We start from the raw sequence: 26,299 nt of genomic DNA, 5'->3' as shown, positions 1-26,299 counted from the left end.
TCTTCTGCGGGGTTGTGCATTTCGCGACGCGCGGTGGCCATGCGATCATCGGGGGCAAGATGATAGCCGTAACGGAACCCACCGCATGTCCACGCAGTCCCCCGCCGAACGCGAACTTGCCGAACTCCTGGTCGAAGCGCTGAGCCTCGACGACGTCGAGCCCGGTTCGATCGATCCCGAAGCACCGCTGTTCAACGCCGGCCTCGGACTGGATTCGATCGACGCGCTGGAGCTGGCGCTGGCGGTGGGCAAGCGCTATGGCTTCCAGCTGCGTTCGGACAGCGAGGAGAACCTCCGGATCTTCGCCTCGCTGCGCGCGCTGTCGGCGCACGTCGAAGCCAACCGCGCCTGACGCCGGCGCGCCCCCGGTGCCGGCCATGGGCCTGGCACTCACGGTCGCGATGGCGGTGGCCTACGCGGTGCTTGCGCACCTGGCCAGCGCCACCCTCGATGACCGCTACGCCTATGCCGCCCTGCTCTCGCTGGTGGTGATGATGCTTGCTACGGGCCTGGCCGCGCGCCGCGCCCGGGCCTGGGCCGCACTGCCGCTGGCGGTCGCCGCCTGCCACCTGCTGTACCGCTCGGGCCATGCCGGGCTGCCGCTGCTGGTGGCGCCGGTGGTCTTCGTGGGCGTGATCGCGTGGCTGTTCGCCCGCAGCCTCTGGTCGCCGCGCGGGGCGCTGATCACGCGCATCGTCGCCGCCATCGATGGCAGCACCGTGGACACCCTGGCACCCGAACTGCTCGTCTACAGCCGCCGCCTGACCGCGGCCTGGGCGGGCGTCCTGCTGCTGCTGGGCACGGCCAACCTGGCGCTGGCGATGGTCGCCGAACCCGGAGGCCTGCTGTCCAGCCTCGGCCTGCCGGCGCCGGTCAGCATCACCCGCGAGCAGTGGTCGCTGTTTGCAAACATCCTGAACTACGGGCTGCTTGGCGGGTTCTCCGCCATCGAGTTCGCCTGGCGCAGGCATCGCCTCCCCGGGCACCACGGCAGCTTCGTCGACTTCCTTCGGCAGATGGCGGGGCTGGGGCCGGCGTTCTGGCGTGATTTCCTGCGCTGAACAGGGGTTCGGGCGTGGCCTTTGGGTATGCTTTGCCGATGCAGCAGCGCGTCGACAACATGGAAGTGGCCGAACCGGCCCTGCAACGATTGGCCTGGAGCGTCCACAACGCAGCCGGCTTCGTCTTCATGCTGGCCTGGACCGCGGGCCTGATCAGCCTGTCGCTGCTGGTGCTGCTCGTCAGCCGTCGCCGCGACTGGCCGCTGCGCATGGCCGCGCGCTGCTGGGCGCCCGCGCTCCTTGCCGGCACTGCCGCGCGCCTGGAGGTGGAAGGCGCCGAGCACATCGACTGGTCGCAGCCACGCCTGCTGGTGTCCAACCACCAGTCGATCATCGACATCTGCGCGCTGTTCCGCGCGGTGCCGGTGCCTCTGCGCTTCCTGCTCAAGCAGGAGATGGCCCGGGTGCCGTTCGTGGGCTGGTACGCGCGCGCCTGCGGCATGCTGTTCATCGAGCGCGACAACCCGCGCGCCGGCCCGCGCCTGCGCCGCGAGGCCGCGGCGCTGCTGGGCGACGGCCACACGCTGTGTCTGTTCCCCGAGGGCACGCGCAGCCGCTGCGGCGCGGTGGCGGCGTTCAAGGGCGGTGCCTTCCAGTCGGCGATCGACGCCGGCGTTGAAGTGCTGCCGGTGGCGATCGAAGGTGCCGGCGCGGTGCTGCCGCCTGACGGCTTCCGCGCCCGGCCCGGCGTGATTCGCGTCCGCTTCGGCACGCCGCTGCCGACCGCCGGCAGCGGCTCCAGCGCGACCGCCCGCCAGGCGCTGGCCGACGCGGCCCACGCCTCGGTGGTCGCACTGCTGCGCCAGGCATCCTGAGGCGCGTGCGCGGACCGATGGAGTTTGTCGTCGAACACGATCATCCCTGCCTGCCGGGTCACTTTCCCGGACGTCCGCTGGTGCCGGGCGTGGTGATCCTCGACCACGTGCTGGCGGCGATAGAAGCCGTGCACGGGCCGCTGGGCCCGTTGCGCATGCCGCAGGTGAAGTTCGCCAGCCCGCTGCTGCCAGGCGAGGTCGCGCGCGTGGAGCTCACCGGTGAGGCGCTCCGCTGTCGCTTCCGCGTGCTGCGGGAGGCGACGCTGGTCGCGTCGGGCGAGGTGGCACTGCCATGAACGGCTGGAAGCAGCGCCGCGAGGGGGGCGGCCGGTTCGCGGTGTGGCTGCTGAGCAGGGTCAGCCTGTGCGCCGGCCGCGGGCTGGCGCGGCTGCTGCTGTACCCGATCACGGCGTACTTCCTGTTCCGCCGCGGCGAAGAGCGGCGCGATTCGCGCGCCTACCTCGGTCGCGTGCTCGGCCGGCCCGCCCGGCTCGCGGACGTCGCCCGCCATATCCACACCTTCGCCGCCACGATCCTTGATCGCGTGTTCCTGCTGGGCGGAGACATGGGCCGATTCGACATCCGGGTCAGCGGCCTGGACTCGCTGCACGCCGCGCTCGACCGCGGCCGGGGCGTGCTGGTGTTCGGCTCGCACCTGGGCAGCTTCGAGGTGCTGCGCGTGCTTGGCCGGCAGCGACCGGAGCAGAAGATCCGGGTGGTGCTGGACAAGGCGCACAGCCCGGCGGTGACCCAGCTGCTGGACGCGCTGAACCCGGACCTCGCGGCTTCGGTGATCGACGCCGGCCAGGACGGCCCGGCGATCATGTTCGCGATCCAGCAGGCCACGGCCGAGGGCGCGCTGGTGGCGCTGCTGGTCGACCGCACGCAGCCGGGCGGGACGTCGATCGGCGCATCCTTCCTCGGCGACCAGGCGCAGTTCCCGATGGCGCCATGGCTGCTGGCCTCGGTGCTGCAGGTGCCGGTGCAGCTGGCCTTCGGCATCTATCGCGGCGGCAGGCGCTACGATCTCGTGTTCGAACACTTCAGCGACGGCGTCGCGATCCCGCGGCGCGAGCGCGCGGCGGCGCTGCCCGCGCTTATCCAGCGTTACGCTGCCCGGCTTGAACATCATCTCCGCGATGCACCGTTCAACTGGTTCAATTTCTACGACTTCTGGGGTGACCTTGAACACAGCCGAGGCCAGCAACACCGCCTGCCGCACGAACATGGACGCGGGTCCGGGGCGCGGGCATCCGCCGACCCGGAAACGCAGGCCCGGGACGCCGGCGTGGACGCTGGCGGCACTGCTGCTGGCGGCGACCGCGCTGCCGTCGGCGGCGCAGCCGGCGGTCGATAGCGCCTGGATCCTGCAGCGCCTGGCGCGGCCGGCGCCGGTGCGCACGCCCTTCGTCGAACTGCGCGGCTCGGCCATGCTGAAGGCGCCGCTGCGCATCGAGGGCGAATACGCGCGCCCCGACGCCACCACCCTGGTGCGCGAGGTCCGCGTGCCCTACGCCGAGACCACCACCATCCGCGGCGGCGAGGCGACCATCGCCCGCGGCGACCGCAGGCCGCGCACCTTCGCGCTGTCGCGGGCTCCGGAGCTTGCCGGCCTGCAGGCCAGCTTCGGCGCGCTGCTGGCCGGCGATGCGGCCGCGCTGCAGCGCGACTACCGCATCAGCGCCGACGGCAGCCGCGAGGACTGGACCCTGGTGCTGGTGCCGCGCGACGCGGCGCTGGCCGCGAGCGTCCGCGACATCACCCTGCATGGCCGCGGCGCCGAGCTGCGCTGCATCGAGACCCGGCCGGCCGAGGGCGAGCTGCAGCGCAGCCTGCTCGCGGGGGCGGCGCGCGCCGCGATCGCCGCCGGCGACGGCGCCGCCTACGAGGTCCTGTGCCGCGACCCGGCTGCAGCGGCGCAATGAGTCCCGCGGGTCCGGGTCCGGTGGATCCCGCCGCGGTGATGCGATGAGTCCGCGGCGTCGCACCGCCCTGGCGCTGCTGTGGCTTGCGGCGCTGCTGGTCGCGGGCTGGGCGATTGGCCAGCGGCTCGAACTCAGCGGCGACCTGCGCCGCTTCATGCCCGAGCCGCGCACGCCGGCACAGGCCCTGCTGGTTGACGAGCTTGGCGACGGGCCGGGCACGCGGCTGCTGCTGGTATCGCTTTCCGGCGCGCCGCCCGAAGTCCTGGCGACGCAGTCACGAACGCTGGCCGCCGGACTTGCCGCCAATCCCGATTTCGAATTCGTCACCAACGGCGCCGACGCCGGCCTCGATGCGGTGCCGGAATCGCTACGTCCCTACCGCTACCTGCTCTCGCCCAGCTTCGACGACCGGCCGCTGGACGCCGACCACCTCGGCGAACAGCTCGCCGAGCGCCTGCAGGACCTGGGCTCGCCGATGGCGGCGCTGGTGGAGCCCCTGCTGCCCGCCGACCCCACCCTGGAGATGCTGGTCCTGGCCGAGGCCTGGCAGCCCAAGGCCGCGCCGCAGCGCCTGCACGGGGTCTGGTTCGACGCCGCGGGGCGCGAGGCGCTGCTGCTCGCGCAGACCGGCGCCGCCGGCTTCGACCCCAGCGCGCAGCAGCGCGCCTACGACGCCGTGTACGCCGGCTTCGCCGAGGTGGCGGGCGACAGCGGCGCCCGGCTGCGGATGACCGGCCCGGGCGCGTTCTCGGTCGAGATCGGCGGTCGCACCGCGCGCGAGGCGCAGTGGATCGGCACCATCGACAGCATCGCCCTGGTCCTGCTGCTGCTGCTCGCCTACCGCAGCTGGCGCGCGCCGCTGCTGGGCGTGCTGCCGCTGGCCACCGCCGGGCTGGCCGGGCTGGGCGCGGTGGCGCTGCTGTTCGAGGCCGTGCACGGCATCACCGTCGCCTTCGGCTTCACCCTGATCGGCGTGGTCCAGGACTATCCGATCCACTTCCTCAGCCAGCAGCGCGCCGGCATCAGCCCGCGCGACAACGTGCGCGCGCTGTGGCCGGCGCTGGTGACCGGCGTGGTCGCGACCTGCATCGCCTACCTCACCTTCCTGTTCTCCGGCGTCGATGGCCTGCGCCAGCTGGCGGTGTTCACCATCTCCGCGCTGGCGGCGGCGGCGCTGGCGACGCGCTTCGGCCTGCCGCCGCTGGTCGATCCCGCGCCGCGCGACCTCGCCGACTCGCCGGTGCTGCAGGCGCTGTGGCGCGGCATCGGGCGCCTGCCGCGGCCGCGCTGGTCGCTGCTGGCGCTGGCGCTGGCCTGCGTCGCGGTGCTTGCCAGCGCGCGCGGGCCGTTCTGGGAGAACGACCTTTCAAAGCTGACCCCGGTGCCGGAAGAAGGCATGGCGCTGGACGCGCGCCTGCGCGCGGAGCTGGGCGCGCCCGACGTCCGCTACGTGGCAGTGCTGCGCGGCACCGATGCCGACGCTGCCCTGGCCGCGACCGAAGCACTCCACCCGCGCCTGGACGCGCTGGTCGCCGCGGGCGCACTGGACGGCTATGACAGCGCCGCGCGCTACCTGCCCTCCCCGGCCACCCAGCGCGGGCGCCAGCGGGCCCTGCCGGCGCCCGAGGCGCTGCGCGCATCGCTTGCAGACGCCCTGGCCGGCACGCCTTTCCGCGAGGACGCGTTCACCCCCTTCCTGGCCGACGTCGAGCTTGCGCGCGGTGCCCCGCCGCTGCGCCCGGGCGACCTTGCCGGCACGCCGCTCGCCGGCACCGTGCAGGGCCTCCTGCTCGACGGCGACGGCGACGGCGGCGCGACGGCCCTGGTCTCGCTCAGCGGACTCAAGGACGTCGATGCCGTGGCGCAGGCCGCGGCGGATGCCGGCGGCGAGCTGCTGGACATGAAGGCCGCGTCCGAATCGCTGGTGGCGGAGTACCGCGGCCGCGTGCTCGCCGCGCTGGCGCTGGCCGCGCTGCTGCTGGCGGCCACGGTGTGGATCGCGCTGCGCACGCCCGGGCGGGTCTTTCGCGTGCTGCTGCCGATGGCGCTGACCACGCTGGTCATCCTGGCCGTGCTGCGCGGCCTGGGCGTCGAGCTCAACCTGTTCCACCTGGTGGCGCTGATCCTCGCCGCCGGCCTCGGCCTGGACTACGCGCTGTTCTTCGAGCACGCCGGCGACCGCCGCGAAGACCAGCTGCGCACCCTGCACGCGGTGCTGGTCTGCAGCCTGATGACCGCGCTGGTGTTCAGCCTGCTTGCGCTGTCGTCGATTCCGGTGCTGCGTGCGATCGGCAGCACGGTCGCGATCGGCGTGGTCTCGAACTTCGTGCTGGCGCTGCTGGTTTCCCGCCACGATGCCGGCCCCGGACCTGCCGCGGAAGCCGCTCCCGCAGTGGAGGGCCACGCATGATCACCCGCGCCGGGATCCTGTCGCTGGTGCCGCACCAGGGCGCGATGTGCCTGTGGGACCAGGTCACCGCGTGGGACGCCACGCGCATCGCGCTGCGCGCCGGCAACCACCGCGACCCGGCGCATCCGCTGCGCAGCCACGGCCTGCTGCGCGCGGTGCACCTGTGCGAATACGGCGCCCAGGCGATGGCCGTGCACGGCGGCCTGCGCGGGCGCGATTCCGGCGCTGCGGTGCGCCCGGGCATGCTGGTCGCGCTGCGCGGCGTGGACCTGCACGTGGCGCGGATCGATGACCTCGCTGGCGATCTCGAAGGCGAGGCCGAGCTGCTGATGGAAGGCGGGGCCAGCCAGCAGTACGCCTTCCGCATCCATCACGCCGGCGTGCTGCTTGCCGAGGGCCGCGCGGCGGTGGTGCTCGCCGATGCGGCGTCGATGCCGGGATAATCGCCGCATGAGCCAGAACACCACGCCATCGCCCAGCGCGCCGTCCGGCACGGCACCGTCCTCCGCCGCGACCTCCGGATCGGCGCGCTCCGGCGCCGCGCCCTCGGCCGCCGTCCCGCGCCGCGCGCTCGTCACCGGCGGCAGCGGCGACCTCGGCGGCGCGATCTGCCGCCAGCTGGCCGCCGACGGCGTCCACGTCATCGTCCATGCCAATGGCAATCGCGCGCGGGCCGATGCGGTGGTGGCCGACATCATCGCCGCCGGCGGCAGCGCCGAGGCCATCGCCTTCGACGTTGCCGATGGCGACGCCGCGGCCAAGGGCATCGCGGCGCTGCTCGAATCCGGACCGGTGCAGATCGTGGTCAACAACGCCGGCATCCACGACGACGCGCCCATGGCGGGCATGTCCGCCGAGCAGTGGCGGCGGGTGATCGACGTATCGCTGCACGGGTTCTTCAACGTCACCCAGCCGCTGCTGCTGCCGATGGCGCGCACGCGCTGGGGGCGCATCGTCAGCGTGTCCAGCGTGGCGGCGGTGCTCGGCAACCGCGGCCAGGCGAACTACGCGGCGGCCAAGGCGGGGCTGCATGGCGCCTCGAAATCGCTGGCCCGGGAGATGGCGAGCCGCGGCATCACCGTGAACGTGGTGGCGCCGGGCGTGGTCGCCGGGCGCATGGCCGAAGCCGCCTTCCCGCCCGAGGCGGTGAAGCAGATGGTGCCCGCCGGGCGCGCCGGGACCCCGGACGAAATCGCCGCCGTAGTGCGCTTCCTGTGCTCCGACGCCTCCGCCTACGTCACCGGCCAGGTGATCGGCGTCAACGGCGGCATGGGCTGAAGGCGGGCGGACCTGGATTCCCGGCGGCGGTGACACCGGATTCACCCGGGTGGGAAGATGATCGATCCCATCCCTGCCAGGTGACGCCATGACCACCGCCCGCTTGTTCCGCATCGCCGCCGCCAGCGCCGTGTTGCTCCTGGCCGGCTGCGCCTCGTCCCACATCCTCACCGGCACGCCGCGTGCGCCGATCGATCCGGCGCTGGTGCGCGTCTACCACGGCGCGCCTGGTGTCCCATATGAAGAAGTGGCCCTGCTCGAGACCTCCAGCGGCGCCTTCACCTACGGCGAGCAGAACAAGACCGATTCGGTGTTGCGCAAGCTGCGCGAAGAAGCCGCGTCGCTGGGCGCCAACGGCATCCTGTTCCAGGGCACGGCCGAGGGCTACGGCGGCGGCGGGGTCAGCGTGGGCGCGGGCACGGGACGCGTCGGCAGCCGCAGCTTCAGCAGCGGCGGCGTTGGCGTGAACATCAGTCCGCGTCAGAAGCACGCCCGCGGCGTGGCCATCTACCTGCCAAACCCGCCGCCGGAGCAGGTGCTGCCGCCGCAGCCGGTGCAGCAGCCGGTCGACTGAACCGCAGCGTCAGCCGCGCTGCCGCGCGGGCGCCTCGGCCGCCGCGCCTTCCGGGGTCCCGGCGGCCACCGTCGCGCCCGGGGCCGACGTGGCCTGCGTCGCGCGCCGCCCCAGTGACAGGGTGACCAGCGGCCCGGTCATCACCGTGGTCAGGATCGCCATCACCAGCAGCATGGTGAACAGGTCGGGCCCGATGATCCCCGCGTCCAGGCCGACCTTGATCACGATCAGCTCCATCAGGGCGCGCGCGTTCATCAGCGAGCCCACCGCGAAGCTCTCGCGCCAGCCATGGCCGGACAGCCGCGCGCCGATCGCGCCGCCGGCCACCTTGCCGATCACCGCCACCGCCAGGATCAGCAGCATCGCGCCGAAGGCTGCGCCGGTGAATGCATCGGACGTGGTGCCGAGTCCGGCCAGGGCGAAGAAGATCGGCATCAGCACCACGATCGCGAGGTACTCGACGCGCTCGATCAGCGACTTCAGCAAGCGCTCGTCCCGCGGCAGGCAGGCACCGAACAGGAAGGCGCCGAAGACGGCGTGCACGCCCAGCCGGTCGGTGGCCGCACCGCAGGCGAACGCGCCGATCAGCAGCGCCGCCAGCACCATCAGCGAGGGGACGCCGTCGGCCGCGTGCGCGCGCAGCAGCCAGGCATAGAGCGGCCGCAGCAGCGTGAACACGACCACGGCGATGATCGCCAGGCCCGCGGTGGCGCGAATGAAGCCGCCGTAGCCGTCGCCAGCGCCGACCAGGGCCACCACCAGCGCCAGCATGATCCAGGCGAGCACGTCGGCGATCGCGGCGCCGCCCAGGGCCAGCCGCCCCAGCGGCGTGTGGGTCATGCCGCGTTCCTTCAGGATGCGCGCCAGGATCGGGAAGGCGGTGATCGACATCGCCGCGGCCATGAACAGCCCGAACGGCACCAGGCCCACGCCCGCGGGTGCGTAGGGATGCAGCAGTGGCGATACCGCGAATCCGAGCGCCATCGGAACCAGTACGCTGGCCACGCCGACCAGGCCGGCGGACTTCAGCTGCGCGCGCACGCCGTCGGGCGCGCGCAGCTCGACGCCAACGATGAACATGAAGAGCACGAGGCCGAGTTCGGCCAACGAGGCCAGGCCCGGCAGCGACTCCGGCGCGAACACCGAGGCATGGAGCCCGGGGAACCAGGCTCCGAACACGATCGGCCCCAGCAGCAGGCCGGCGGCCATCTCGCCGATGACCGGCGGCTGCCCGACATGGCGCAGCAGCAGGCCGCAGGCGCGCGCGGTAAGCAGGATGATGACCAGTTGCAGCAGGAGGGGGCTGTGATGCATGCGATCCTCGGGCGCGGTTCAGGCCGCGCTGTACCAGGCGTCGCCAAGCGAGGCCGGCTGCACGTCGGTACCGGCCAGCAGTCCGTCGAAACCGTGCTCGCCGATCGACGGGTGCAGGTCGCGCACGCGCGCCAGGATCTCCGCCGCCAGCGCCTCCATGCGCCCGACGTTGTCGGCGATGCGCGCGTCGAAGGCGTCGTCGTCGAGCGTGTCGCGCAGCGCGCGGTTGAGCTCGTGGAACCACTGGATCCCGTGCTGGTCGAGCGAGCGCCCGGTCCCCGCGGGCGTTGACCCCGCGGCGGCGTTGCGTTCACCCCATTCGCGCAGCAGCGGCTGCATGGCGGCGTTGAGCGCGCTGGCACGTTCGAACAGCGGCTGCAGCCGCCCGAACATGCCGATGTCGGTGATGCGCCCGGTGAAGAACGCGGGCGCCAGCAGCGCCCAGTAGAAGGTGTAGTCCCAGATCACCTTCACCGGCAGCACCTGCTCGTCGCCGAACAGTGCGTACTGGCCCTGGTAGAGCGTCATGGTGTTCTCGTAGAACGAGAAGAACAGGCGCTCGTACATCGCCGCGTACGGGGCGAAGGGCGCGCCTGCGCGGTCGCGCGCGATCAGGTCGGCGATCTGGGTGTTGGCGATCGCGATGAAGTCGCTGCCCGGCGAATAGAAAGGATCCATGAACAGGCCCGCCTCGCCGGTCAGCGCCCAGCGCTCGCCGTACAGGCGGCTGCAGCCGTGCGAGAACCCGCGCAGGAAGCGGAAGTCCTTCACCGCGTGCCCTTCGAGCGCCGCGGCCACGCGCGGCTGGTGCCTGCGCAGCCACTCCGTGGCCTTGTCGTGGCTGTTCATGCCCTCCAGCGGATGCATCGCGGCGTCGCAGACGATACCGAGCGAGTGCGCGCCCGAGGCCAGCGGGATCATCCAGAACCAGTAGCCCGTGCCGCACATGTGGTTGGTCGAGCGCCAGCGGTCCGGTGGCGTGCAGCGGGTGCGCCAGGCCTCGTCGTCGGACCAGTCGTTCGGATCGAGGATGCCTTCGACCCGCCACCAGGCGGCATTGGCATCGTGGCCGTTGGCCTCGGCCAGGCCCAGCTGGCGCTTGAGCAGGCCGGCGCGGCCGCTGGCGTCGACGACCCAGCGCGCGGCCAGGCTGCCTTCGCCGCCGTCGCCCGACCAGGCGATGCGATGGTCCTTGTCGCCCTCGCCGAATTCGACCCCGCGCACCACCACGCCGTCGCGGAAGCCGATGCCCATCGCCCGCGCGCGTTCGCCGAGCATGTTCTCGAAGCGGCCGCGATCGATCTGCCAGGACGGTGTCGGCAGCAGCTGGCTGACGCCGATCTCGGTGCAGCGGTCAATGTCGCTGCGGCCGTCGGAAAAGAAGAAGCGGAAACCGAACTTGCGGATCTGCTCCCGGTCGAGGTGCTCGCGCAGCCCCAGCACGTGGGAAAAGTAGTGGGCGCCGATCTCGACCGTGGATTCGCCGACCTTGAACGCGGCCTCCGGCGCCGGGTGCACGCGCCGTTCGAGCACGGTGATCGAGAGCGAGGGGTCGGCCCGGCGCAGCTGCAGCGCCAGGGTCAGGCCGGCCAACCCGCCGCCGAGGATCGCGACGTCGACGCGATTGTTTTCGTCCATCAGTAGTGGCCCTCGCCGGTCCGTGCGGTGCCGTCTTCCGCGTGGGCGGGCGTGGATGCCCCGTTGGCGTCGTCGATGACGGGCGGACGGCTGCGCGTGCGCGCATACCCGCCCAGGACATCGCCATGCCGCAGGACCTGGCCAACCACGTGCGAGGTGATCGCCCACAGGTCGCGGCCCAGGCGGAAGTGGCTCTTGCGGAACTCGACGCCGGGTTCGCAGCCGGCATAGCGGGTCTCGATCGGCACGGCGACCACGCCAGCGCCGGCATCGCGCGCGGCCGAGATCAGCATCTGTGCCTCGAACACGAAGCCTTCGCCCGGCACGCCTTCGAGCGTGAAGACCTCCCGCGGGTACAGGCGCTGGCCGCTCTGGCTGTCGACCACGCGAAAGCCGCAGGCCCAGCTGATGCCCCAGTCGCCGAAGTCGTTGCCCAGGCGCCGGTGCGGCGGCTGCGAGGCCCGCTTGCGCAGGCGCGCGCCGACGATCACGCAGCCCGGGTGACGGTTCGCGGCGGCAATCAGCCGCGGGATGTCCGCGGCGTCGTGCTGGCCGTCGCCATCCATGGTGACCACCGCGCGGGCGCCCAGGCGCGCGGCCTCGGCAAAGCCGCTGCGCAGGGCTGCGCCCTTGCCCATGCGCGCCGGGTGCTGGACCACGCGAACGGGCAGGTCGGCGATGCGCGCGGCGGTGTCGTCGTCAGAGCCGTCGTCGACCACGATCACCAGCGGCGCCTGCGCCAGCGCGCCCTCGACCACGTCGCGGATGCGCAACGCCTCGTTGAGCGCGGGAATGACCACCGCAGTGTCTTCGCCGCGCAGCGGGATGGGCTCAGCCATGGGCCAGCTCCACCCGCAGCGTGCGGCCGTGGCCGGCGTGCAGCAGCACGAGGTCGCTGCCGGTGGCCAGCGCGTCGAACAGCGGCAGCATCGGCGCCATCGCATTGGCGCCGGCGTGGCGCGACAGCACGCCGTTGCCGCGGGGGGCGTCGCCATCGACCAAGGTCGCGCGCAGGTTGATGCCGCCACGGTCGCGCTGCTGGTCCGCGCCCGGGCCGGTGGCCAGCACCAGCGCGCCACCAAGCAGGCCGGTGCTTTGCGACACCGCCCCCAGCGGCCCGGTGCCGGGCGTGTCGTATGCCGCCAGCAGCACGGCGGTGTCGCCGCACGCGAGCTGGGCGAGCGCTTCCAGGAGCCCTTGGGCAAAGCTCGCGCGGTGCGCGCTCAGCGCCGTTGCCGGGCGCAGGCAGCCGGCACCGATGGTCCAGTAGCCGGCGGCGGCGTTGTGGACCGAGTTGTGGAACTTTGTCGGCGAGATCGCGCGCGGGTCGTCGGCGAGGGTCGCGCACATGTAGTCGGTGATCGCGAGATCGCCATGGGTGGAGGCGAACACCGATGGCAGCGACGCCGGCTCGCGGCCGGCCGCCTCGCAGGCGGCCAGTGCGACGTCCAGCGCAACCGCCACCGAGGGCGGTGCGCGGCGGCGTTCATTCGGCGCCAGCATCATCGGCGAGGGCTTGCCGCCGTCGCCCGGCGGCGTGCCATTGAGCACGTGGTCCACCGCGGCCTTCCAGGTGGGCAGGCCGTCGGCCCAGAAGCCGATGCCTTCGATGCGCGCGGCAAGCGTATTGAGCTTCGTCATGCGCGTCCGAACACCAGTGCGGCGTTGTTGCCGCCAAAGCCGAAGGAGTTGTTCATGGCGTAGCGGATGACGCTGCCCTCCACGTTGTCGAACCGGATCTGCGGGCCGCAGGCCGGATCGGGCGTCTCGCTGTGCAGGATGCCTGGCAGCAGGCCATGTTCGAGCGCGAGCAGTGCGAACACCGACTCCACGATCCCGGCCGCGCCGAGGGTGTGCCCGGTCCAGCCCTTGGTCGAACTGGCGTGCAGCGTGGCCGGGAACATCGCGGCCACCGCCGCGGCCTCGACCGTGTCGTTGGCCGGCGTCGAGGTGCCGTGCAGGTTGAGGTAGCCGACGTCCCCTGCATCGATCCCGGCGCGTGCGAGGGCGTCGCGCATGGCCAGGCGCGCACCGAGGCCTTCGGGGTGCGGCGCCGACATATGGTGGGCATCGCTGGATTCGCCATAGCCGCACAGGCGCAGGCCGGTGCTGCCCGGCACCGGGCGTTCGAGCAGCGCGAAGCCGCCGGCCTCGCCCAGCGACAGGCCGTCGCGGTCGCGGTCGAAGGGCCGGCAGGGATTGGCCGAGACCAGGCCCAGCGAGTTGAAGCCGGACAGCACGCTGCCGCACAGGGTGTCGACGCCGCCGACCAGGGCCGCGTCGACCAGGCCGGCCTGGACCAGGCGCGCCGACTGCGCGAACACCTTGGCGCTCGAGGAACAGGCCGTGGCCACGGTGACGCAGGGGCCGCGCAGGCCGGTGGCGGCCTGGACGAAGTCACCCAGCGAATGCGGCGTATGCACGACCGGGCGCGCCAGGTCGGCGGGAAAGGAGGGCATGCCGTCGGCATCCGGCTCGAGCCGGGTGTAGGCCTCCTCGCTGGCGCCGATGCTGGAGGTCGAGGTGCCGATGACCACCGCGACGCGCTCGGCGCCGTGGCGCGTGCGTGCGTCGTCGATGGCGGACATCAGTCCGTCCGACTGCAGCGCCATCCACGCCAGGCGGTTGTTGCGGCATTCCCACTGCGCCAGCGACGCCGGCAGCGCCTCGTCTTCGAGACCGTCCACGCGACCGATCCAGGCCGGCAGTGGATCAGGCCCGAAGTCGTTTGGCCGCAGGCCACCACGGCGCGCGCGCAGCGCATCGGCCTGCGCCGCGCGACCGCGGCCAAGGGCGGTGGTGGCGGTGTAGGCAGTGATCGCCAGGGCCGGCATGAGGGAAGGCGACTGCGATGACGGCAAGGCGTGCACCCGGTGCTGGAAAGGCGCCGAGTATAGCCATGGCCGCGGGAGTGCCGTGGCAAGGGCCTGCGGGCTCAATCGCCAAGGCAGCCCGCGAAGAATCGCTCCGACAGGCGATACCGGTGCAGCGCATCCGCGCCGCGCAGCCCGTGCTTGGCACCGGGATAGGTCATCAGCTCGAAGCGCGTGCCCGCCGCCTGCAGCCGCGACATCAGCGCGGTGGCGTTGCTGAAGAGCACGTTGTCATCGGCCATGCCGTGGATGAGCAGCAGGGCGTCGTCGCGGATGCCGTCGAGGTGGGTGAACACGCTGGCCGTGCGGTAGCCGTCGACGTTGGCCTTGGGCAGGCCCATGTAGCGCTCGGTGTAGTGCGTGTCGTACAGCGCCCAGTCGGCGACCGGCGCGCCGGCGATGCCGCAGGCGTAGTGCCCGGGCGCCTGGCCCAGCAGCATCAGGGTCATGTAGCCGCCGTTCGACCAGCCGTGCACGCCGATGCGCTCGCCATCGACCCAGGGCTGCGCCCGCAGCCACTCCACGCCCGCGCGCTGGTCCTCGACTTCCACGGTGCCCTGCCGGCCGTACAGCGAGCCGCCGAACGCCCGCCCGCGACGCGGCGTGCCGCGGTTGTCGAGCGAGAACACCACGTAGCCCTGCTGCGCCAGGTACTGGTTGAAGAAGGCATCGGCGCGGCCGGGCCAGGCGTCGAGCACGGTCTGCGCGGCCGGGCCGCCGTAGACGTAGGCCACGACCGGGTAGGACCGCGCGGGATCGAAGCCGGCGGGCCTGATCACGCTGTAGTGCAGGGGCGTGGTGCCGTCGGCCGCGGTGAGCGTGCCGAACTCCGTGGGCAGGTGCGCGCCCAGGTGGCCGGCGTAGGGATGGCCCGGGTCGCGGGGATCGTTCTCCACCAGCGCGGCGATGCGGCTGCCATCGGCGCGGTACAGCTCGAGCTGCGGCGGCGTGCGCGTGTTCGACCAGCTGTCGACGTAGACGCTGGCGTTGCCGGCGAAGGTGATCGCGTGCATGCCGGGCGTGGACGTGAGTTCGACGATGTCGCCGCCCTCCAGCGGGACCGAATACAGCGCGCGCTGCGTCGGCGAGCCGCGGCCCGCGGTGAAGTAGGCCAGGCCCTTCGCCTCGTCCACCGCCTCGAGCGCGTCCACCGGCCAGTCACCGCGCGTCAGCTGGCGCAGGTCGGTGCCGTCGGCGCCGGCGATGTACAGGTGCTCGAAGCCGTCGCGCTCGGACGACCACAGGAAGCGGCCGTCGGCGAGGAAGCGCAGGTTGTCGTGCAGCGGGACCCAGGTGTCCGAGGTCTCGGTCATGAGCGTGCGCTGGCGGCCGCTGGCCAGTTCGACCTCGATGAGGTCCAGGCGCTGCTGCTCGCGCGACTGGCGCTGGAACGTCAGCCGCTGCGGGTCGCGCCAGTCGACGCGGGCCAGGTAGATGTCCTGCTCCGGACCGAGGTCGATGCGCACCGGGGCTTGGTCCGGTCGGCCGGGGCGGGCGACGAGCAGTTCGACGCGGACGTTGTCGTCTCCGGCCGAGGGATAGCGCTGCTCGACCACCTCGGTGCGGTCGGGATAGACCTCGTAGCGCTTCTGCATCGGCACCGGAGACTCGTCGATGCGGGCGTAGGCGATGGCGGAATCGTCCGGGGCCCACCAGTAGCCGGTGTGGCGCGCCATTTCCTCGTCGGCGACGAACTCGGCCACACCGTTGCCGATCGCACCGCCGCCGTCGCGGGTGAGCTGCACCTCGTCGCCGCCGGCCAGGTCGACCACCCACAGGTTGCGGCCGCGGATGAAGCTGACGTAGCCGCCCTTGGGCGAGACCTTGGGATCGGTGGCGAAGCCGCCGCCGGAGGTCAGCTTGCGCACCGCGTCGCCATCCGCCTGCGACAGGTCGTACAGGTAAAGCTCGCCGCCCAGCGGGAACAGCAGGCGCTGCGAATCCGGGGCCCAGTGGTAGTCCACGATGCCCGACAGCGCGGCGATGCGCTGGCGCTCGCGCCGCGCCTTCTCCTCGTCGCTCAGCACCTCGTCGCCGGGCAGCACCACGGCCGAATCCACCAGCATCGCAGTGCTGCCGCTGGCGACGTCGTAGGCCCAGAGGTCGAGGCGGTTGCGGTCGTCCTCGCGGCCGCGCAGGAAGCTGACCTTCGATCCGTCGGGCGCCACCTTGGGCCGCAGCAGCGTCGGTCCCGACAGCGCCGCGTCGCCGGTGATCGCCTCGAGGGTGAGCGGCTTCGCGGGCGGGGCGTCGGGAGTGGCGGCGTGGGCCGTCGGGAGGGCAAGGGTCATGAGTGCGGTGGCCAGGAACAGGCGCATGTGGCGGTCCGGGGAGGCGGTCGAATGCCCCATGATGCCGCAGCCACCGCCGGTTCAGGCCGGGCGGGTGCCCTGTCCGAACAGCACGGCCTTCTGCGCGTCGCTCATCGGCTTGCCGGCGTCGGGATTCACCTGTGTCGACAGCGCATAGGCGCGCTGCGTGGCGGGGCGGGCGGCGATCGCGGCCTGCCAGCGCAACACGTCGGGGAAGGGCTGCATGTCCAGCGGCGCGCTGGCGTAGACATTGATCCAGGGATAGGCCGCCATGTCGGCGATGCCGTAGTCGTCGCCGGTGATGAAGGCGCGGCCGGCCAGGCGCTGGTCGAGCACGCCCAGCAGGCGCTCGGCCTCCTTCCTGTAGCGATCGATGGCGTAGGGGATCTTCTCGGGCGCGTAGACGTTGAAGTGGCCGTACTGGCCGGTCATCGGCCCCAGGCCGGCCATCTGCCAGAACAGCCACTCCAGCGCCTCGATGCGTCCGCGCGGGTCGGTGGGCAGGAAGCGGCCGGTCTTTTCCGCCAGGTAGAGCAGGATCGCGCCGGATTCGAACACGCTCTGCGGCGCGCCGCCGTCGGCGGGGGCATGGTCGACGATCGCGGGCATCTTGTTGTTGGGCGAGATCGCCAGGAAATCCGGCTCGAATTGCGCGCCCTTGCCGATGTCGACCGGATGGATGCGGTAGTCGAGGCCCGCTTCCTCCAGCAACAACGTGACCTTGTGGCCGTTGGGGGTGGGCCAGTAGTGGAGGTCGATCATCCGGGGACTCCGCGAAGGTGGGGCTCCAAGTCTAGGCCGGCGCCGCGCCGGCGATGGGCTGCGGCGCGCAACGCAGCGTCCGGGCAGGACGCCCGGGCGCACGGTGCAGCACGTTGGCGCAGCGGTTCCGACGCGGGTTAGGCTGCAGCCGACCCCACGGGGAATATCGACCGATGGACGTGGAACCCCAGGACAATGCGCAAGGGACGCCCGGGACTGGCGGCCGCAGCGCCGACGGCGCGGATGCGGGAGCCGCGCGCTTCCGTCGCGCCTGGTGGTTCGGCGGGACGCTGGTGCTGTGCGTGCTCCTGGCCGCCGTGGCCGTCGCCTGGAACGACCTCCGCGTGCGCCGCGACGCGGGCGCGCGCTACCTGCGGGCACTGGTGGACAGTCATGTCCGCCAGACCGGGCAGCAGATCCTCAGCATCGAGCGCGCCATGCACGGGCTGGCCGTCGGCCTCGAAACAGTGGATGGCGCCGCACCGGAAACGAGGGCTGCGTTCACGCAGGGTGCGATCGGCCGAATCGCCCTTGGCCATCGCCACCTGCTCGACCTTCGCGTGGAGGCCGAGGCCCCGGCCTTCGCCGCGACCACCGCGCTCGAACCCTACCACCTGCAATTCGGGCCGGCAGGACAGGATGCCGGGGGGCGCTGGGTCCTGCCGCTGGCCATGCCCTTCCACCTCGCCGTGGACGACGGCCAGCCAACGCAGTGGCTGCGCGCCGACCTCGACGCCGAGGCCTTCATCGAAGTGCTGCAGGAGCATGAGGTCGGGCCCGATGGCGTGTCCTCGCTGCTCGATCGGGACGGCGTGCTCATCGCGCGCTCCGACACCGGCACGCTGCATGCGGGTCTGGATGCCGGAGCGTCTCCGGTGTTCAGCGTGGGCGCCGGCCAGGACCGCGGGCTCCTGAGATCACGAAGCCGCCTGGACGGGTTGGAGCGCATGGTCGGGTACCGGCACATTGGCGACCGGCCCCTGATCGCGACCGTCGGCATGACACCCGATGCACTGTACGGTGGCTGGCGGGCGTTCGTGGCCACCCTCGCCTGCGGCATGCTGCTGCTGACCGCCGCGTGGCTTGTCGGCATGTGGTTTCTGCACCGGGCGGCCCTGCGCGAGAGAAGGATGCGACGGAGCGTGGCCGCCAGCCGGGACGCGGTGGGCCACCTGCGCGAGCACATGCGGGTCTTGCGGCGCGCGATCGAAACCTCGGACCAGGGCACGTTCATCCTGCAGGCGCCGCGCGACCAGCTGGTCTACGCGAACGCCGCATTCACCCGCCTGACCGGCGTCGATCCCGGTGCTCCGCCGTCCGCCGTGCGCGCGGCACTCAGGGCGCTGCTTGATCCCGTGGACGTCCGCCTGCTGCGTGCGGCCATGAAGCGTCGTCGCGACGTCCGCATCGAGGTCAGCGACCGACGCGCCCCCCGGGACATCCGCGACCTCGAGGTCCGGTTGGCCGCAGTGCTGGATGTCGACAGCCCCGCGGCGAGCCTCGTCGGGGTCGTCGAGGACGTCACCCTGCGCAAACGCGCTGCCGAGGAAATGGCGTTCCGTGCCAGCCACGACCTGCTGACCGGCCTGGCCAACCGCGACTTGCTGATCGGCTGCATCGACCGCGCGTTGGCCGATGCCGACGGCCGGTTCGCGGTCTGCCACCTTGACCTGGACCGCTTCCAGCTGGTCAACGACAGTCTTGGCCATGGCGTCGGCGACGAACTGCTGATCTCGGTCGCGCGCCGGCTGGAGACCGCGGCGGGCGCCGGGGCCACGCTGTCGCGGCTGGGCGGCGACGAGTTCGGCATCCTGCTTCCCCTCGGGCCGGACGCGGAGGTGCCGGCGCGCGTGGAAGCGCTGCGCCTGGCGGTGGCGGGCACGGTTGAAGTGCGCGGCGCCGCACTGCACGTGACGCCTAGCCTCGGCTACAGCTGTTTCCCGGGCGACGGCATGGACGGCACCACCCTGCTGCGCGCGGCCAGCCAGGCCGGCGCCCGGGCCAAGCGCCTGGGGCGCAACCGCAGCGTGGGCTACAGGAGCGAGTTCGACTCCCGCGCAGGCGACCGGCTGCTGCTGGTCAAGCAGCTGCATGACGCGCTCGAGCGCGAAGAGTTCGAGCTGGCCTTCCAGCTCCAGTTCGATTGCCAGGACCACCCCTGCGGGCTCGAAGCCCTGGTGCGCTGGCGGCATCCGGACCGCGGCCTGCTTGCGCCGGGGGCCTTCATGGACGTCTGCGAAGAGTCCGGGCTGGTGCTCCCGCTGGGTCGCTGGGTGCTGCGCGAGGCGATGAGCCGGTGGTGCCTGCTGGACGCGTGCAGTTGGGGAGCACTGCGGATCGGGGTGAACGTGTCGGCGCTGCAGTTCCAGGAGGGACTGGTGCAGGAGGTCGGCCAGCTGCTCGCGGAGTTCGGACTGCCGCGCGACAGGCTGGAACTGGAACTGACCGAGAGCGTGCTGCTGGAGAGCCCGGCGGACGCGCGCATGGCCATGAAGGCGCTTGGCGCTCTGGGCGTGTCGCTTGCCATCGACGACTTCGGCACCGGCTACTCGAGCATGGCCTACCTCAAGGACCTGCCGGTCCAGCGGCTGAAACTGGACCAGTCCTTCGTCCGAGACCTGGGGCGCGATCCGGAAAGCGAAGCCATCTGCGAGGCCATCCTGCGCATGGCCAAGGGCCTGGGCCTGGACGTCGTCGCCGAAGGCGTGGAAGCCCCGCACCAGCATGAATGGCTGCGCAAGCGCGGCTGCGACGCCTTCCAGGGCTATTTGCTCGCGCGCCCCCAGGACTTCGACGCCGTGCTCGAACGCCTGCGGCAGATCGCCGCGCGCTGACGCCTGGGGTGGGTGCCGGGCCTGGCGTAACATGCCGGCATGGATGTTTCCCACCTGCTCGATGGGCTGAACGACGCCCAGCGCGAAGCCGTGTCCGCGCCTCCCGGCCACTACCTGGTGCTGGCCGGCGCCGGCTCCGGCAAGACCCGCGTGCTCACCCACCGCATCGCCTGGATGAACGAGGTGTTCGGGGTGCCGGTGCACGGCATCTTCGCGGTCACCTTCACCAACAAGGCGGCGGCGGAAATGCGCCATCGCGCCGACGCGCTGCTGCGCAATGGCGCGCGCGGCCTGTGGATCGGGACGTTCCACGGGTTGGCGCACCGCCTGCTGCGCCTGCACTGGCAGGACGCGAAGCTGCCGGAGGCCTTCCAGATCCTGGATTCAGACGACCAGCTGCGGCTGGTCAAGCGCGTGGTGCAGCAGCTGGAACTCGACGAAGCGCGCTTCCCGCCGCGGCAGATCGCGTGGTGGATCAACGCCCAGAAGGACGAAGGCCGACGCCCGCCACACATCCAGGACGGCCAGGACGAGTGGGGCTCGGTGATGCTCAAGGCCTACGCGCTCTACCAGGAGCGCTGCGACCGCGCCGGTCTGGTCGACTTCGCCGAGATCCTGCTGCGCGCGCACGAGCTGCTGCGCGGCACCCCGGCGCTGCTGGCGCACTATCGCCAGCGCTTCGCGCACCTGCTGGTGGACGAATTCCAGGACACCAACGCCATCCAGTACGGCTTCATCCGCCTGCTCGCGGGTGACAGCGGCCAGGTGTTCGTGGTCGGCGATGACGACCAGGCCATTTATGGCTGGCGCGGTGCCAAGGTCGAAAACGTGCAGCGCTTCCTGCAGGACTACCCCGGCGCGCGGACCATCCGCCTGGAGCAGAACTACCGCTCCACCGCAGCCATCCTCGACGCCGCCAACGCGGTGATCGCGCACAACCCGGGGCGAATGGGCAAGAAGCTCTGGACCGACAGCGGGCAGGGTGATCCGATCGACCTGTTCGCCGCCTACAACGAGATCGACGAGGCCGAGTACATCGTCGGCCGTGTCAACGAATGGGTGCGCGACGGCGGCAGCCACGGCGATTGCGCGGTGCTTTACCGCAGCAACGCGCAGTCGCGGATCATCGAGGAAAAGCTGCTGGCCGCACAGCTGCCGTACCGCGTGTATGGCGGCGTGCGATTCTTCGAGCGCGCCGAGGTCAAGGACACCCTGGCCTACCTGCGCCTGGTCGCCAACCGCGCCGACGACGCGGCCTTCGAGCGCGCGGTCAACACGCCCACCCGCGGCATCGGTGGACGCACCTTGGACGAAGTGCGCATGCGCGCCCGCGCCGACGGCGTCTCGCTGTGGGAGGCGTCGTTGCGCTGCGCACAGGGTGGTGGCCTGGCGGGGCGCGCGCGCAATGCCCTGGCGGCCTTCCACGCGCTGGTCGACGCGATCGAAAGCGAGCTGGGCGACCTGCCGCTGAAGGACAAGATCGACCACGTTCTGCTGCGGTCCGGGCTGCGTGAGCACTATGCGCGCGAATCGAAGGGCAGCCTGGACTCGCGCGTCGACAACCTTGACGAACTGGTCTCGGTCGCTTCGCGCTTCGTGCGCGGGGAGGATGACGAGTCGGCCGCGCTGTCCGAGCTGGTCGCCTTCCTCGCCTACGCCGCGCTGGAGGCCGGCGAGGGCCAGGCCCAGGCCGGTGAGGACGGCGTACAGCTGATGACCCTGCACAGCGCCAAGGGCCTGGAGTTCCCGCTGGTGTTCCTGGCCGGGCTGGAGGAAGGCCTGTTCCCGAACGCGCGCTCGATCGAGGAAAGCGGGCGCCTGGAGGAGGAACGCCGGCTGGCCTACGTCGGCATCACCCGGGCCCGGCAGAAGCTGGTGCTCAGCCACGCCGAGACCCGGCGCCTGCACGGCCAGGACATGTACGGCATGCCCTCGCGCTTCCTGCGCGAGATCCCGCCGGCGCTGCTCAACGAGGTGCGCCCCAAGGTGCAGGTCTCGCGGCCGCGCTATGCGCCCACGCCGCGACGCGACTACGGGCACGCGGCGATGGAGGACACGCCGGGCATCGCGGTGGGCCAGGAAGTGGTGCATGCGAGCTTCGGAAACGGCGTGGTCACCGACATCGAGGGTGCCGGCGCCCATGCGCGGGTGCAGGTCAATTTCGACGGTGTCGGCAGCAAGTGGCTGGTGCTGGCCTATGCCAAGCTGCAGGCGGCCTGAGGGATCGCCGCGGGGCCGCGGCCGGGCTAGTCGCGCAGCTGGAAGCCCGGCGACTCGTTGATCCCGCCGTCGGCCTCGAGCACCGCCCAGCGCTGGCCGTCGCGGTCGAAGACCACCGGGATCGGGTCGCGGAACAGCGGCCGGCGCACGAAACGAAGCGTCCACTGGAAGTGCTCCAGCGTTTCCAGCGCCTTCAGCTGGGCCGGCGTCAGGCCCTTGCGCAGCTCGGCGGGATCCAATGCTGGCGGGCTTCGGCGCTCGCGACCGTACATGTGCGTTCCTGTGTTGCAGACACGGACCATGGTGCCGCGCGCCCTTTGGACAAGGCGTGAAAAGACCCCGCGCGCGTGTGATGCGCCGACCAAGCCACGGCATCGGTGCCTGGCATGTCGATGCGGATGCTTCCCGGGACGGAAGCCGGCTACTCCGCGACCGAACCCGGAATTTTGCCGCGCGGCAGGGTGATGCCCATCGACAGGTAGACGCTGGTCAGGGTGTCGATGCCGAAATCGGCCGGCTTGACCCACTCCGCGGGCATGTACAGCAGGCCGCCGCCGACCGGGATCGGCGCGGTCGGCACCAGCACCGTGAGGTACATGCGGCCGTTGAGTTCGATCGGCTCCGGATTCGGCAGCAGGCCGAGCACGGCCACGCCGTCGCCGCCGAAGAAGCACCACACCGGGCTCATCGCCGCGATGTCGGCCTGCTGGCGGTCGCCGATCACCGAGACGAAGCGTTCGGCCAGCGCGTACACGCTGCCGACCAGCGGGATCCGGCGCATGGTGTTGTCGAGCATGGCCTTGATCGGCGCCTTGAGCCGCGACTGCACCAGCAGGCCCAGCAGGTAGATCAGGGCGATGGTCAGCAGCGTGCCGAGCAGCCAGGCGAACACCGGATGGGCGGCAAACCAGGCGCCGAACACCGTGAACGAGCGTCCGAACAGGCTGCTCGGGCCAAGAACGCCGTTGACGATTCCCACCGCCCAGCCCAGCAGCACCAGGGTGAGCACCAGCGGCAGCACCGCCAACAGGCCGGTCAGCCAGGTGGCGACCATCGGCGGCAGGCGCCTGGCGGCGTCGGCCGGGCCCGGTTCCTGCCCCTGGCCGTGGTGTGGCGGGGTGATCAGTTCCACTCGAACAGCTTGAAGTACACCGGCGACACGCCGTCGCGCTCGCTGTCGACGACGCCGTCGCCATTGCGGTCGAAAAGGTAGTACGGCGCGCCGCGCGAGGGCACGACCTTGAGCGCGCGCAGGCGGCCGTCGACGCGGTACTCGGTGACCGTGTCGCCGTTGGCCTCGATGCGGGTGGCTTCCACCGCATCGGCCGGGATTTCATCGGCGGGCATGCCGTTCGTGGCGCAGGCGCCGAGCAGGAGGGCTGCGGCGAGCACGGTGGCGAATGCGGCGGCGGAATGGTTCATGGCGATCTCTCCCGGGACTGGCCACGATTATGCGCCAGCGACGCGGCCGAAGCCGGGGACCACGTAGAATCCGCGGCATGACGCGACTCGTGCTGATCGATGGATCCTCCTATCTGTATCGCGCTTTCCACGCGCTGCCGCCGCTGACCAACGCCGAAGGCGAGCCCACCGGCGCGCTGTTCGGCGTGGTCAACATGCTGCGGGCGACGCTGAAGGAGCAGCCCGACTACCTCGCCTTCGTGGTCGACGCGCCCGGCAAGACCTTCCGCGACGACATCTACCCGCAGTACAAGGCCAACCGGCCGCCGATGCCCGACGACCTGCGCACGCAGGTGCAGCCGATGTGCGACGTGGTCGAGGCGCTGGGCATCCCGATCCTGCGCGTGGGCGGGGTCGAGGCCGACGACGTCATCGGCACCCTGGCACTGGCGGCGGTAGGCCAGGGCATGGACGTCACCATCTCCACCGGCGACAAGGACTTCGCCCAGCTGGTGCGCCCGGGCGTGGCGCTGGTGAACACCATGAGCGGCACCCGCACCGACTCCGAGGAAGCGGTATTCGCGAAGTTCGGCGTGCGGCCGGACCAGATCATCGACCTGCTGGCGCTGATGGGCGACAGCGTCGACAACATCCCCGGGGTCGAGAAATGCGGTCCGAAGACCGCGGCGAAGTGGCTGGCGGCCTACGACAGCCTCGACGGCGTGATCGCCTCGGCCGGGGAGATCAAGGGCAAGGTCGGCGACAACCTGCGCGCCGCGCTCGACCGGCTGCCGCTGAGCCGCACGCTCGCGACCATCCGCACCGATGTCGAGCTCGAGGTCGGACCGGCGGACCTGGCCCTGCGCACGCCAGAAACCGAGACCCTGCGCACGCTGTACCAGCGCTACGGCTTCGTGCAGGCCCTGAAGGACCTCGATGGCGGAAGTGCCAGCGGCGTGGTCCCGGCGCGCGCCGCGATGCCGCGCGCGGGCAGCGGCTTCGTCGCCCCCGCGCCGACGGTGGGCGATGCCGTGCTGGACCCGGCGCTGGCCGCGCCTGGAAGCCATGACCTGATCCTGGACGTCGAATCGCTCGAGGCCTGGATCACGCGCCTGCGCGACGCGGGCCTGTTCGCGCTCGACACCGAGACCGATTCGCTCGACGCGCTGCGTGCCAACCTGGTGGGCATGAGCTTCAGCTGCGAGCCCGGCCAGGCCGCCTACCTGCCGCTGGCGCACGACTATCCCGGCGTGCCGGCGCAGCTCGACCGTGGCCAGGCGCTGGACATGCTCAGGCCGCTGTTGGAAGACGCCGCGGTGCGCAAGGTCGGGCAGAACGGCAAATACGACCTGCACGTGCTGCGCCGCCACGGCATCGACGTGGCCGGCTACGCCGAAGACACGCTGCTGGAGAGCTTCGTGCTCGACGCCGGCCGCGCGCGCCACGACATGGATTCGATGGCCCGCCGCGAACTCGGCTACCAGACCATCGCCTACGCCGACGTGGCCGGGAAGGGCGCCAAGCAGATCCCGTTCTCGCAGGTCGCGCTCGACGACGCCACCGCCTATGCCGCCGAGGACGCCGACATCACCCTGCGCCTGCACCGCGTGCTGTCGGCGCGGCTGGCTTCCGAACCCTCGCTGGCCGCCGTGTACCGCGACATCGAGATGCCGCTGGTCCCGGTGCTGGCGCGCATCGAAGCCAACGGCGTGCTGCTCGACGCCGACGGGCTGCGCGCCCAGGGCGCGGGGCTGGGCCGGCGCATGCTGGACCTTCAGCAGCGCGCCACCGGGCTTGCCGGGCGCACGTTCAACCTGGATTCGCCCAAGCAGGTCTGCGCGCTGCTCTACGACGAGCTGAAGCTGCCGACCTTGGTGAAGACGCCGAAAGGCCAGCCCTCGGCCAACGAGGAGGCGCTGGAGGCCATCGCCGACCTGCACGAGCTGCCGCGGGTGATCCTGGACTACCGCAGCCTGGCCAAGCTGCGCGGCACCTACACCGACAAGCTGCCGGAGATGGTCAACCCGGATACCGGCCGCCTGCACACCAGCTACCAGCAGGCCGGGGCCGCCACCGGCCGCCTGGCGTCGAGCGATCCCAACCTGCAGAACATCCCGATCCGCACCGAGGATGGCCGCCGCATCCGCACCGCCTTCGTGGCGCCGCCGGGGCGGAAGATCGTGGCCTGCGACTACTCGCAGATCGAGCTGCGGATCATGGCGCACCTGTCCGGCGACGCCGGGCTCGTGGCCGCGTTCGAGGCCGGCGCCGACATCCACCGCGCCACCGCGGCCGAGGTCTTCGGCCGCAGGATCGATGAGGTCAGCGGCGACGAGCGCCGCGCCGCCAAGGCGATCAACTTCGGCCTGATGTACGGCATGGGCGCGTTCGGCCTGGCGCGCAATCTCGGCATCGGCCGCGCCGAGGCGCAGGATTACATCGCGCTGTACTTCTCGCGCTATCCCGGCGTGCGCGACTTCATGGAGCGCACCCGCGTGCAGGCGCGCGAACAGGGCTACGTCGAAACCGTCTTCGGCCGCCGCCTGTACCTGGAATACATCAGCCGCGGCACCCAGCCGCAGCGCGCCGGCGCCGAGCGCGCCGCGATCAACGCGCCGATGCAGGGCACCGCGGCGGACATCATCAAGCGCGCGATGGTGTCGGTGGACGCCTGGCTCGCACCACACGGCGACCGCGCGCGGATGATCCTGCAGGTGCACGACGAACTGGTGTTCGAATCCGACGCCGGTTTCGTCGACACCCTGCTTTCAGAGGTGGTCGCGCGCATGACCGGAGCGGCCAGCCTGAGGGTGCCGCTGGTGGTCGACAGCGGGGTGGGCGACAACTGGGAACAGGCGCATTGACGCATTCAGGAACTCGCC

Annotated in this window: 22 protein-coding genes and 1 pseudogene; 13 read left to right on the top strand and 10 right to left on the bottom strand. The window is 71.7% G+C overall.

Annotation, left to right across the window (positions count from 1 at the left end):
• Positions 1 to 85: 85 nt before the first annotated feature.
• From WCD84_RS01020 to WCD84_RS00975, 10 genes and pseudogenes are all read left to right on the top strand, one after another.
• Positions 86 to 352: a phosphopantetheine-binding protein gene (locus tag WCD84_RS01020; RefSeq protein ID WP_343255523.1), complete on the top strand. Its 267-nt coding sequence runs from the start codon at positions 86 to 88 to the stop codon at positions 350 to 352.
• A gap of 25 nt (positions 353 to 377) precedes the next feature.
• Entirely contained in the window at positions 378 to 1,061 is a 684-nt protein-coding gene (locus WCD84_RS01015) for a ketosynthase (protein ID WP_343255522.1), read from the top strand.
• A 38-nt stretch (positions 1,062 to 1,099) separates the two neighbouring features.
• Positions 1,100 to 1,876: a lysophospholipid acyltransferase family protein gene (locus WCD84_RS01010; RefSeq protein WP_343280122.1), complete on the top strand. Its 777-nt coding sequence runs from the start codon at positions 1,100 to 1,102 to the stop codon at positions 1,874 to 1,876.
• A 17-nt stretch (positions 1,877 to 1,893) separates the two neighbouring features.
• Positions 1,894 to 2,172, top strand: a complete 279-nt coding sequence (locus WCD84_RS01005) for a hypothetical protein (RefSeq protein ID WP_343278807.1) — start codon at positions 1,894 to 1,896, stop codon at positions 2,170 to 2,172.
• Positions 2,169 to 3,053, top strand: a pseudogene (locus tag WCD84_RS01000) (LpxL/LpxP family acyltransferase); the annotation flags it as partial. The gene WCD84_RS01005 and the pseudogene WCD84_RS01000, both read left to right, overlap by 4 nt.
• Positions 3,054 to 3,102: 49 nt before the next feature.
• Positions 3,103 to 3,801: a LolA-related protein gene (locus tag WCD84_RS00995; protein ID WP_449280034.1), complete on the top strand. Its 699-nt coding sequence runs from the start codon at positions 3,103 to 3,105 to the stop codon at positions 3,799 to 3,801.
• Between the two features lie 43 nt (positions 3,802 to 3,844).
• Complete coding sequence (locus tag WCD84_RS00990) at positions 3,845 to 6,211, top strand: MMPL family transporter (protein WP_343280120.1); 2,367 nt, start codon at positions 3,845 to 3,847, stop codon at positions 6,209 to 6,211.
• Positions 6,208 to 6,654 (top strand): phosphotransferase, encoded by a 447-nt coding sequence (locus WCD84_RS00985; RefSeq protein WP_343280119.1) that lies wholly within the window; start codon positions 6,208 to 6,210, stop codon positions 6,652 to 6,654. The genes WCD84_RS00990 and WCD84_RS00985 overlap by 4 nt, the downstream gene beginning before the upstream one ends.
• A gap of 7 nt (positions 6,655 to 6,661) precedes the next feature.
• Positions 6,662 to 7,489, top strand: a complete 828-nt coding sequence (gene fabG, locus WCD84_RS00980; protein WP_343280118.1) for a 3-oxoacyl-ACP reductase FabG — start codon at positions 6,662 to 6,664, stop codon at positions 7,487 to 7,489.
• An 88-nt stretch (positions 7,490 to 7,577) separates the two neighbouring features.
• A complete protein-coding gene (locus WCD84_RS00975) occupies positions 7,578 to 8,063 on the top strand; it encodes a hypothetical protein (RefSeq protein WP_343255515.1) in 486 nt (161 codons plus the stop codon).
• Positions 8,064 to 8,072: 9 nt separating this feature from the next.
• Here WCD84_RS00975 and WCD84_RS00970 read toward each other — a convergent pair whose 3' ends face one another.
• The 7 genes from WCD84_RS00970 to WCD84_RS00940 form a co-directional block, all read right to left on the bottom strand.
• On the bottom strand, positions 8,073 to 9,377 hold the full coding sequence (locus WCD84_RS00970; RefSeq protein WP_343255514.1) for a cation:proton antiporter: 1,305 nt from the start codon (positions 9,375 to 9,377) through the stop codon (positions 8,073 to 8,075).
• 18 nt (positions 9,378 to 9,395) lie between these two features.
• Complete coding sequence (locus tag WCD84_RS00965) at positions 9,396 to 11,015, bottom strand: NAD(P)/FAD-dependent oxidoreductase (protein ID WP_343280117.1); 1,620 nt, start codon at positions 11,013 to 11,015, stop codon at positions 9,396 to 9,398.
• Positions 11,015 to 11,854, bottom strand: coding sequence for a glycosyltransferase family 2 protein (locus tag WCD84_RS00960; protein ID WP_343280116.1), 840 nt, complete (start codon positions 11,852 to 11,854; stop codon positions 11,015 to 11,017). The genes WCD84_RS00965 and WCD84_RS00960 overlap by 1 nt, the downstream gene beginning before the upstream one ends.
• Positions 11,847 to 12,656, bottom strand: coding sequence for a beta-ketoacyl synthase chain length factor (locus WCD84_RS00955; protein WP_343280115.1), 810 nt, complete (start codon positions 12,654 to 12,656; stop codon positions 11,847 to 11,849). The genes WCD84_RS00960 and WCD84_RS00955 overlap by 8 nt, the downstream gene beginning before the upstream one ends.
• The gene (locus WCD84_RS00950; RefSeq protein ID WP_343280114.1) at positions 12,653 to 13,849 is read right to left on the bottom strand and encodes a beta-ketoacyl-[acyl-carrier-protein] synthase family protein; all 1,197 of its coding nucleotides are present in this window, start codon (positions 13,847 to 13,849) and stop codon (positions 12,653 to 12,655) included. Before WCD84_RS00950 ends, WCD84_RS00955 begins: the two co-directional genes overlap by 4 nt.
• Positions 13,850 to 13,950: 101 nt before the next feature.
• Positions 13,951 to 16,206, bottom strand: a complete 2,256-nt coding sequence (locus WCD84_RS00945; protein WP_343280113.1) for a S9 family peptidase — start codon at positions 16,204 to 16,206, stop codon at positions 13,951 to 13,953.
• Between the two features lie 54 nt (positions 16,207 to 16,260).
• The gene (locus tag WCD84_RS00940) at positions 16,261 to 16,962 is read right to left on the bottom strand and encodes a glutathione S-transferase N-terminal domain-containing protein (protein ID WP_343278817.1); all 702 of its coding nucleotides are present in this window, start codon (positions 16,960 to 16,962) and stop codon (positions 16,261 to 16,263) included.
• Positions 16,963 to 17,135: 173 nt separating this feature from the next.
• Here WCD84_RS00940 and WCD84_RS00935 point away from each other — a divergent pair, with 173 nt between their 5' ends.
• Positions 17,136 to 19,796 carry a bifunctional diguanylate cyclase/phosphodiesterase gene (locus WCD84_RS00935; RefSeq protein ID WP_343280112.1) on the top strand — a complete coding sequence of 887 codons (2,661 nt, stop codon included), beginning with the start codon at positions 17,136 to 17,138 and terminating at the stop codon, positions 19,794 to 19,796.
• A gap of 39 nt (positions 19,797 to 19,835) precedes the next feature.
• Complete coding sequence (gene uvrD, locus WCD84_RS00930; protein WP_343280111.1) at positions 19,836 to 22,016, top strand: DNA helicase II; 2,181 nt, start codon at positions 19,836 to 19,838, stop codon at positions 22,014 to 22,016.
• 26 nt (positions 22,017 to 22,042) lie between these two features.
• Here the strand turns inward: uvrD and WCD84_RS00925 are convergent, their stop codons facing one another.
• The 3 genes from WCD84_RS00925 to WCD84_RS00915 all read right to left on the bottom strand — a co-directional run bounded on the left by WCD84_RS00925 (position 22,043) and on the right by WCD84_RS00915 (position 23,438).
• A complete protein-coding gene (locus WCD84_RS00925) occupies positions 22,043 to 22,288 on the bottom strand; it encodes a hypothetical protein (protein WP_343278820.1) in 246 nt (81 codons plus the stop codon).
• Positions 22,289 to 22,437: 149 nt separating this feature from the next.
• The gene (locus tag WCD84_RS00920; protein ID WP_343280110.1) at positions 22,438 to 23,148 is read right to left on the bottom strand and encodes a DUF502 domain-containing protein; all 711 of its coding nucleotides are present in this window, start codon (positions 23,146 to 23,148) and stop codon (positions 22,438 to 22,440) included.
• Positions 23,139 to 23,438, bottom strand: coding sequence for a DUF2782 domain-containing protein (locus WCD84_RS00915; RefSeq protein WP_343255504.1), 300 nt, complete (start codon positions 23,436 to 23,438; stop codon positions 23,139 to 23,141). Before WCD84_RS00915 ends, WCD84_RS00920 begins: the two co-directional genes overlap by 10 nt.
• Before the next feature lie 77 nt (positions 23,439 to 23,515).
• Here WCD84_RS00915 and polA point away from each other — a divergent pair, with 77 nt between their 5' ends.
• Positions 23,516 to 26,281: a DNA polymerase I gene (gene polA, locus WCD84_RS00910; protein WP_343280109.1), complete on the top strand. Its 2,766-nt coding sequence runs from the start codon at positions 23,516 to 23,518 to the stop codon at positions 26,279 to 26,281.
• Positions 26,282 to 26,299: the final 18 nt, after the last annotated feature.

It is taken from the genome of Luteimonas changyuni (assembly GCF_039548395.1).
GTDB lineage: Bacteria > Pseudomonadota > Gammaproteobacteria > Xanthomonadales > Xanthomonadaceae > Luteimonas.
The sequence above is the reverse complement of the archived record's forward strand: the minus strand, read 5'-3'. Positions and strand labels throughout refer to the sequence as shown.

Excerpts from the sequence above, each read along its gene's own strand:
- WCD84_RS01005 (WP_343278807.1), top strand. The coding sequence starts at position 1,894 with ATGGAGTTTGTCGTCGAACACGATCATCCCTGCCTGCCGGGTCACTTT.
- WCD84_RS00985 (WP_343280119.1), top strand. The coding sequence starts at position 6,208 with ATGATCACCCGCGCCGGGATCCTGTCGCTGGTGCCGCACCAGGGCGCG.
- polA (WP_343280109.1), top strand. The coding sequence starts at position 23,516 with ATGACGCGACTCGTGCTGATCGATGGATCCTCCTATCTGTATCGCGCT.
- WCD84_RS00965 (WP_343280117.1), bottom strand. The coding sequence starts at position 11,015 with ATGGACGAAAACAATCGCGTCGACGTCGCGATCCTCGGCGGCGGGTTG.
- uvrD (WP_343280111.1), top strand. The coding sequence starts at position 19,836 with ATGGATGTTTCCCACCTGCTCGATGGGCTGAACGACGCCCAGCGCGAA.
- WCD84_RS00960 (WP_343280116.1), bottom strand. The coding sequence starts at position 11,854 with ATGGCTGAGCCCATCCCGCTGCGCGGCGAAGACACTGCGGTGGTCATT.
- WCD84_RS00995 (WP_449280034.1), top strand. The coding sequence starts at position 3,103 with ATGGACGCGGGTCCGGGGCGCGGGCATCCGCCGACCCGGAAACGCAGG.
- WCD84_RS00975 (WP_343255515.1), top strand. The coding sequence starts at position 7,578 with ATGACCACCGCCCGCTTGTTCCGCATCGCCGCCGCCAGCGCCGTGTTG.
- WCD84_RS00990 (WP_343280120.1), top strand. The coding sequence starts at position 3,845 with ATGAGTCCGCGGCGTCGCACCGCCCTGGCGCTGCTGTGGCTTGCGGCG.
- WCD84_RS00945 (WP_343280113.1), bottom strand. The coding sequence starts at position 16,206 with ATGCGCCTGTTCCTGGCCACCGCACTCATGACCCTTGCCCTCCCGACG.
- WCD84_RS01015 (WP_343255522.1), top strand. The coding sequence starts at position 378 with ATGGGCCTGGCACTCACGGTCGCGATGGCGGTGGCCTACGCGGTGCTT.
- WCD84_RS01010 (WP_343280122.1), top strand. The coding sequence starts at position 1,100 with ATGCAGCAGCGCGTCGACAACATGGAAGTGGCCGAACCGGCCCTGCAA.
- WCD84_RS00950 (WP_343280114.1), bottom strand. The coding sequence starts at position 13,849 with ATGCCGGCCCTGGCGATCACTGCCTACACCGCCACCACCGCCCTTGGC.
- WCD84_RS00925 (WP_343278820.1), bottom strand. The coding sequence starts at position 22,288 with ATGTACGGTCGCGAGCGCCGAAGCCCGCCAGCATTGGATCCCGCCGAG.
- WCD84_RS00935 (WP_343280112.1), top strand. The coding sequence starts at position 17,136 with ATGGACGTGGAACCCCAGGACAATGCGCAAGGGACGCCCGGGACTGGC.
- fabG (WP_343280118.1), top strand. The coding sequence starts at position 6,662 with ATGAGCCAGAACACCACGCCATCGCCCAGCGCGCCGTCCGGCACGGCA.
- WCD84_RS00915 (WP_343255504.1), bottom strand. The coding sequence starts at position 23,438 with ATGAACCATTCCGCCGCCGCATTCGCCACCGTGCTCGCCGCAGCCCTC.
- WCD84_RS00970 (WP_343255514.1), bottom strand. The coding sequence starts at position 9,377 with ATGCATCACAGCCCCCTCCTGCTGCAACTGGTCATCATCCTGCTTACC.
- WCD84_RS01020 (WP_343255523.1), top strand. The coding sequence starts at position 86 with ATGTCCACGCAGTCCCCCGCCGAACGCGAACTTGCCGAACTCCTGGTC.
- WCD84_RS00940 (WP_343278817.1), bottom strand. The coding sequence starts at position 16,962 with ATGATCGACCTCCACTACTGGCCCACCCCCAACGGCCACAAGGTCACG.
- WCD84_RS00955 (WP_343280115.1), bottom strand. The coding sequence starts at position 12,656 with ATGACGAAGCTCAATACGCTTGCCGCGCGCATCGAAGGCATCGGCTTC.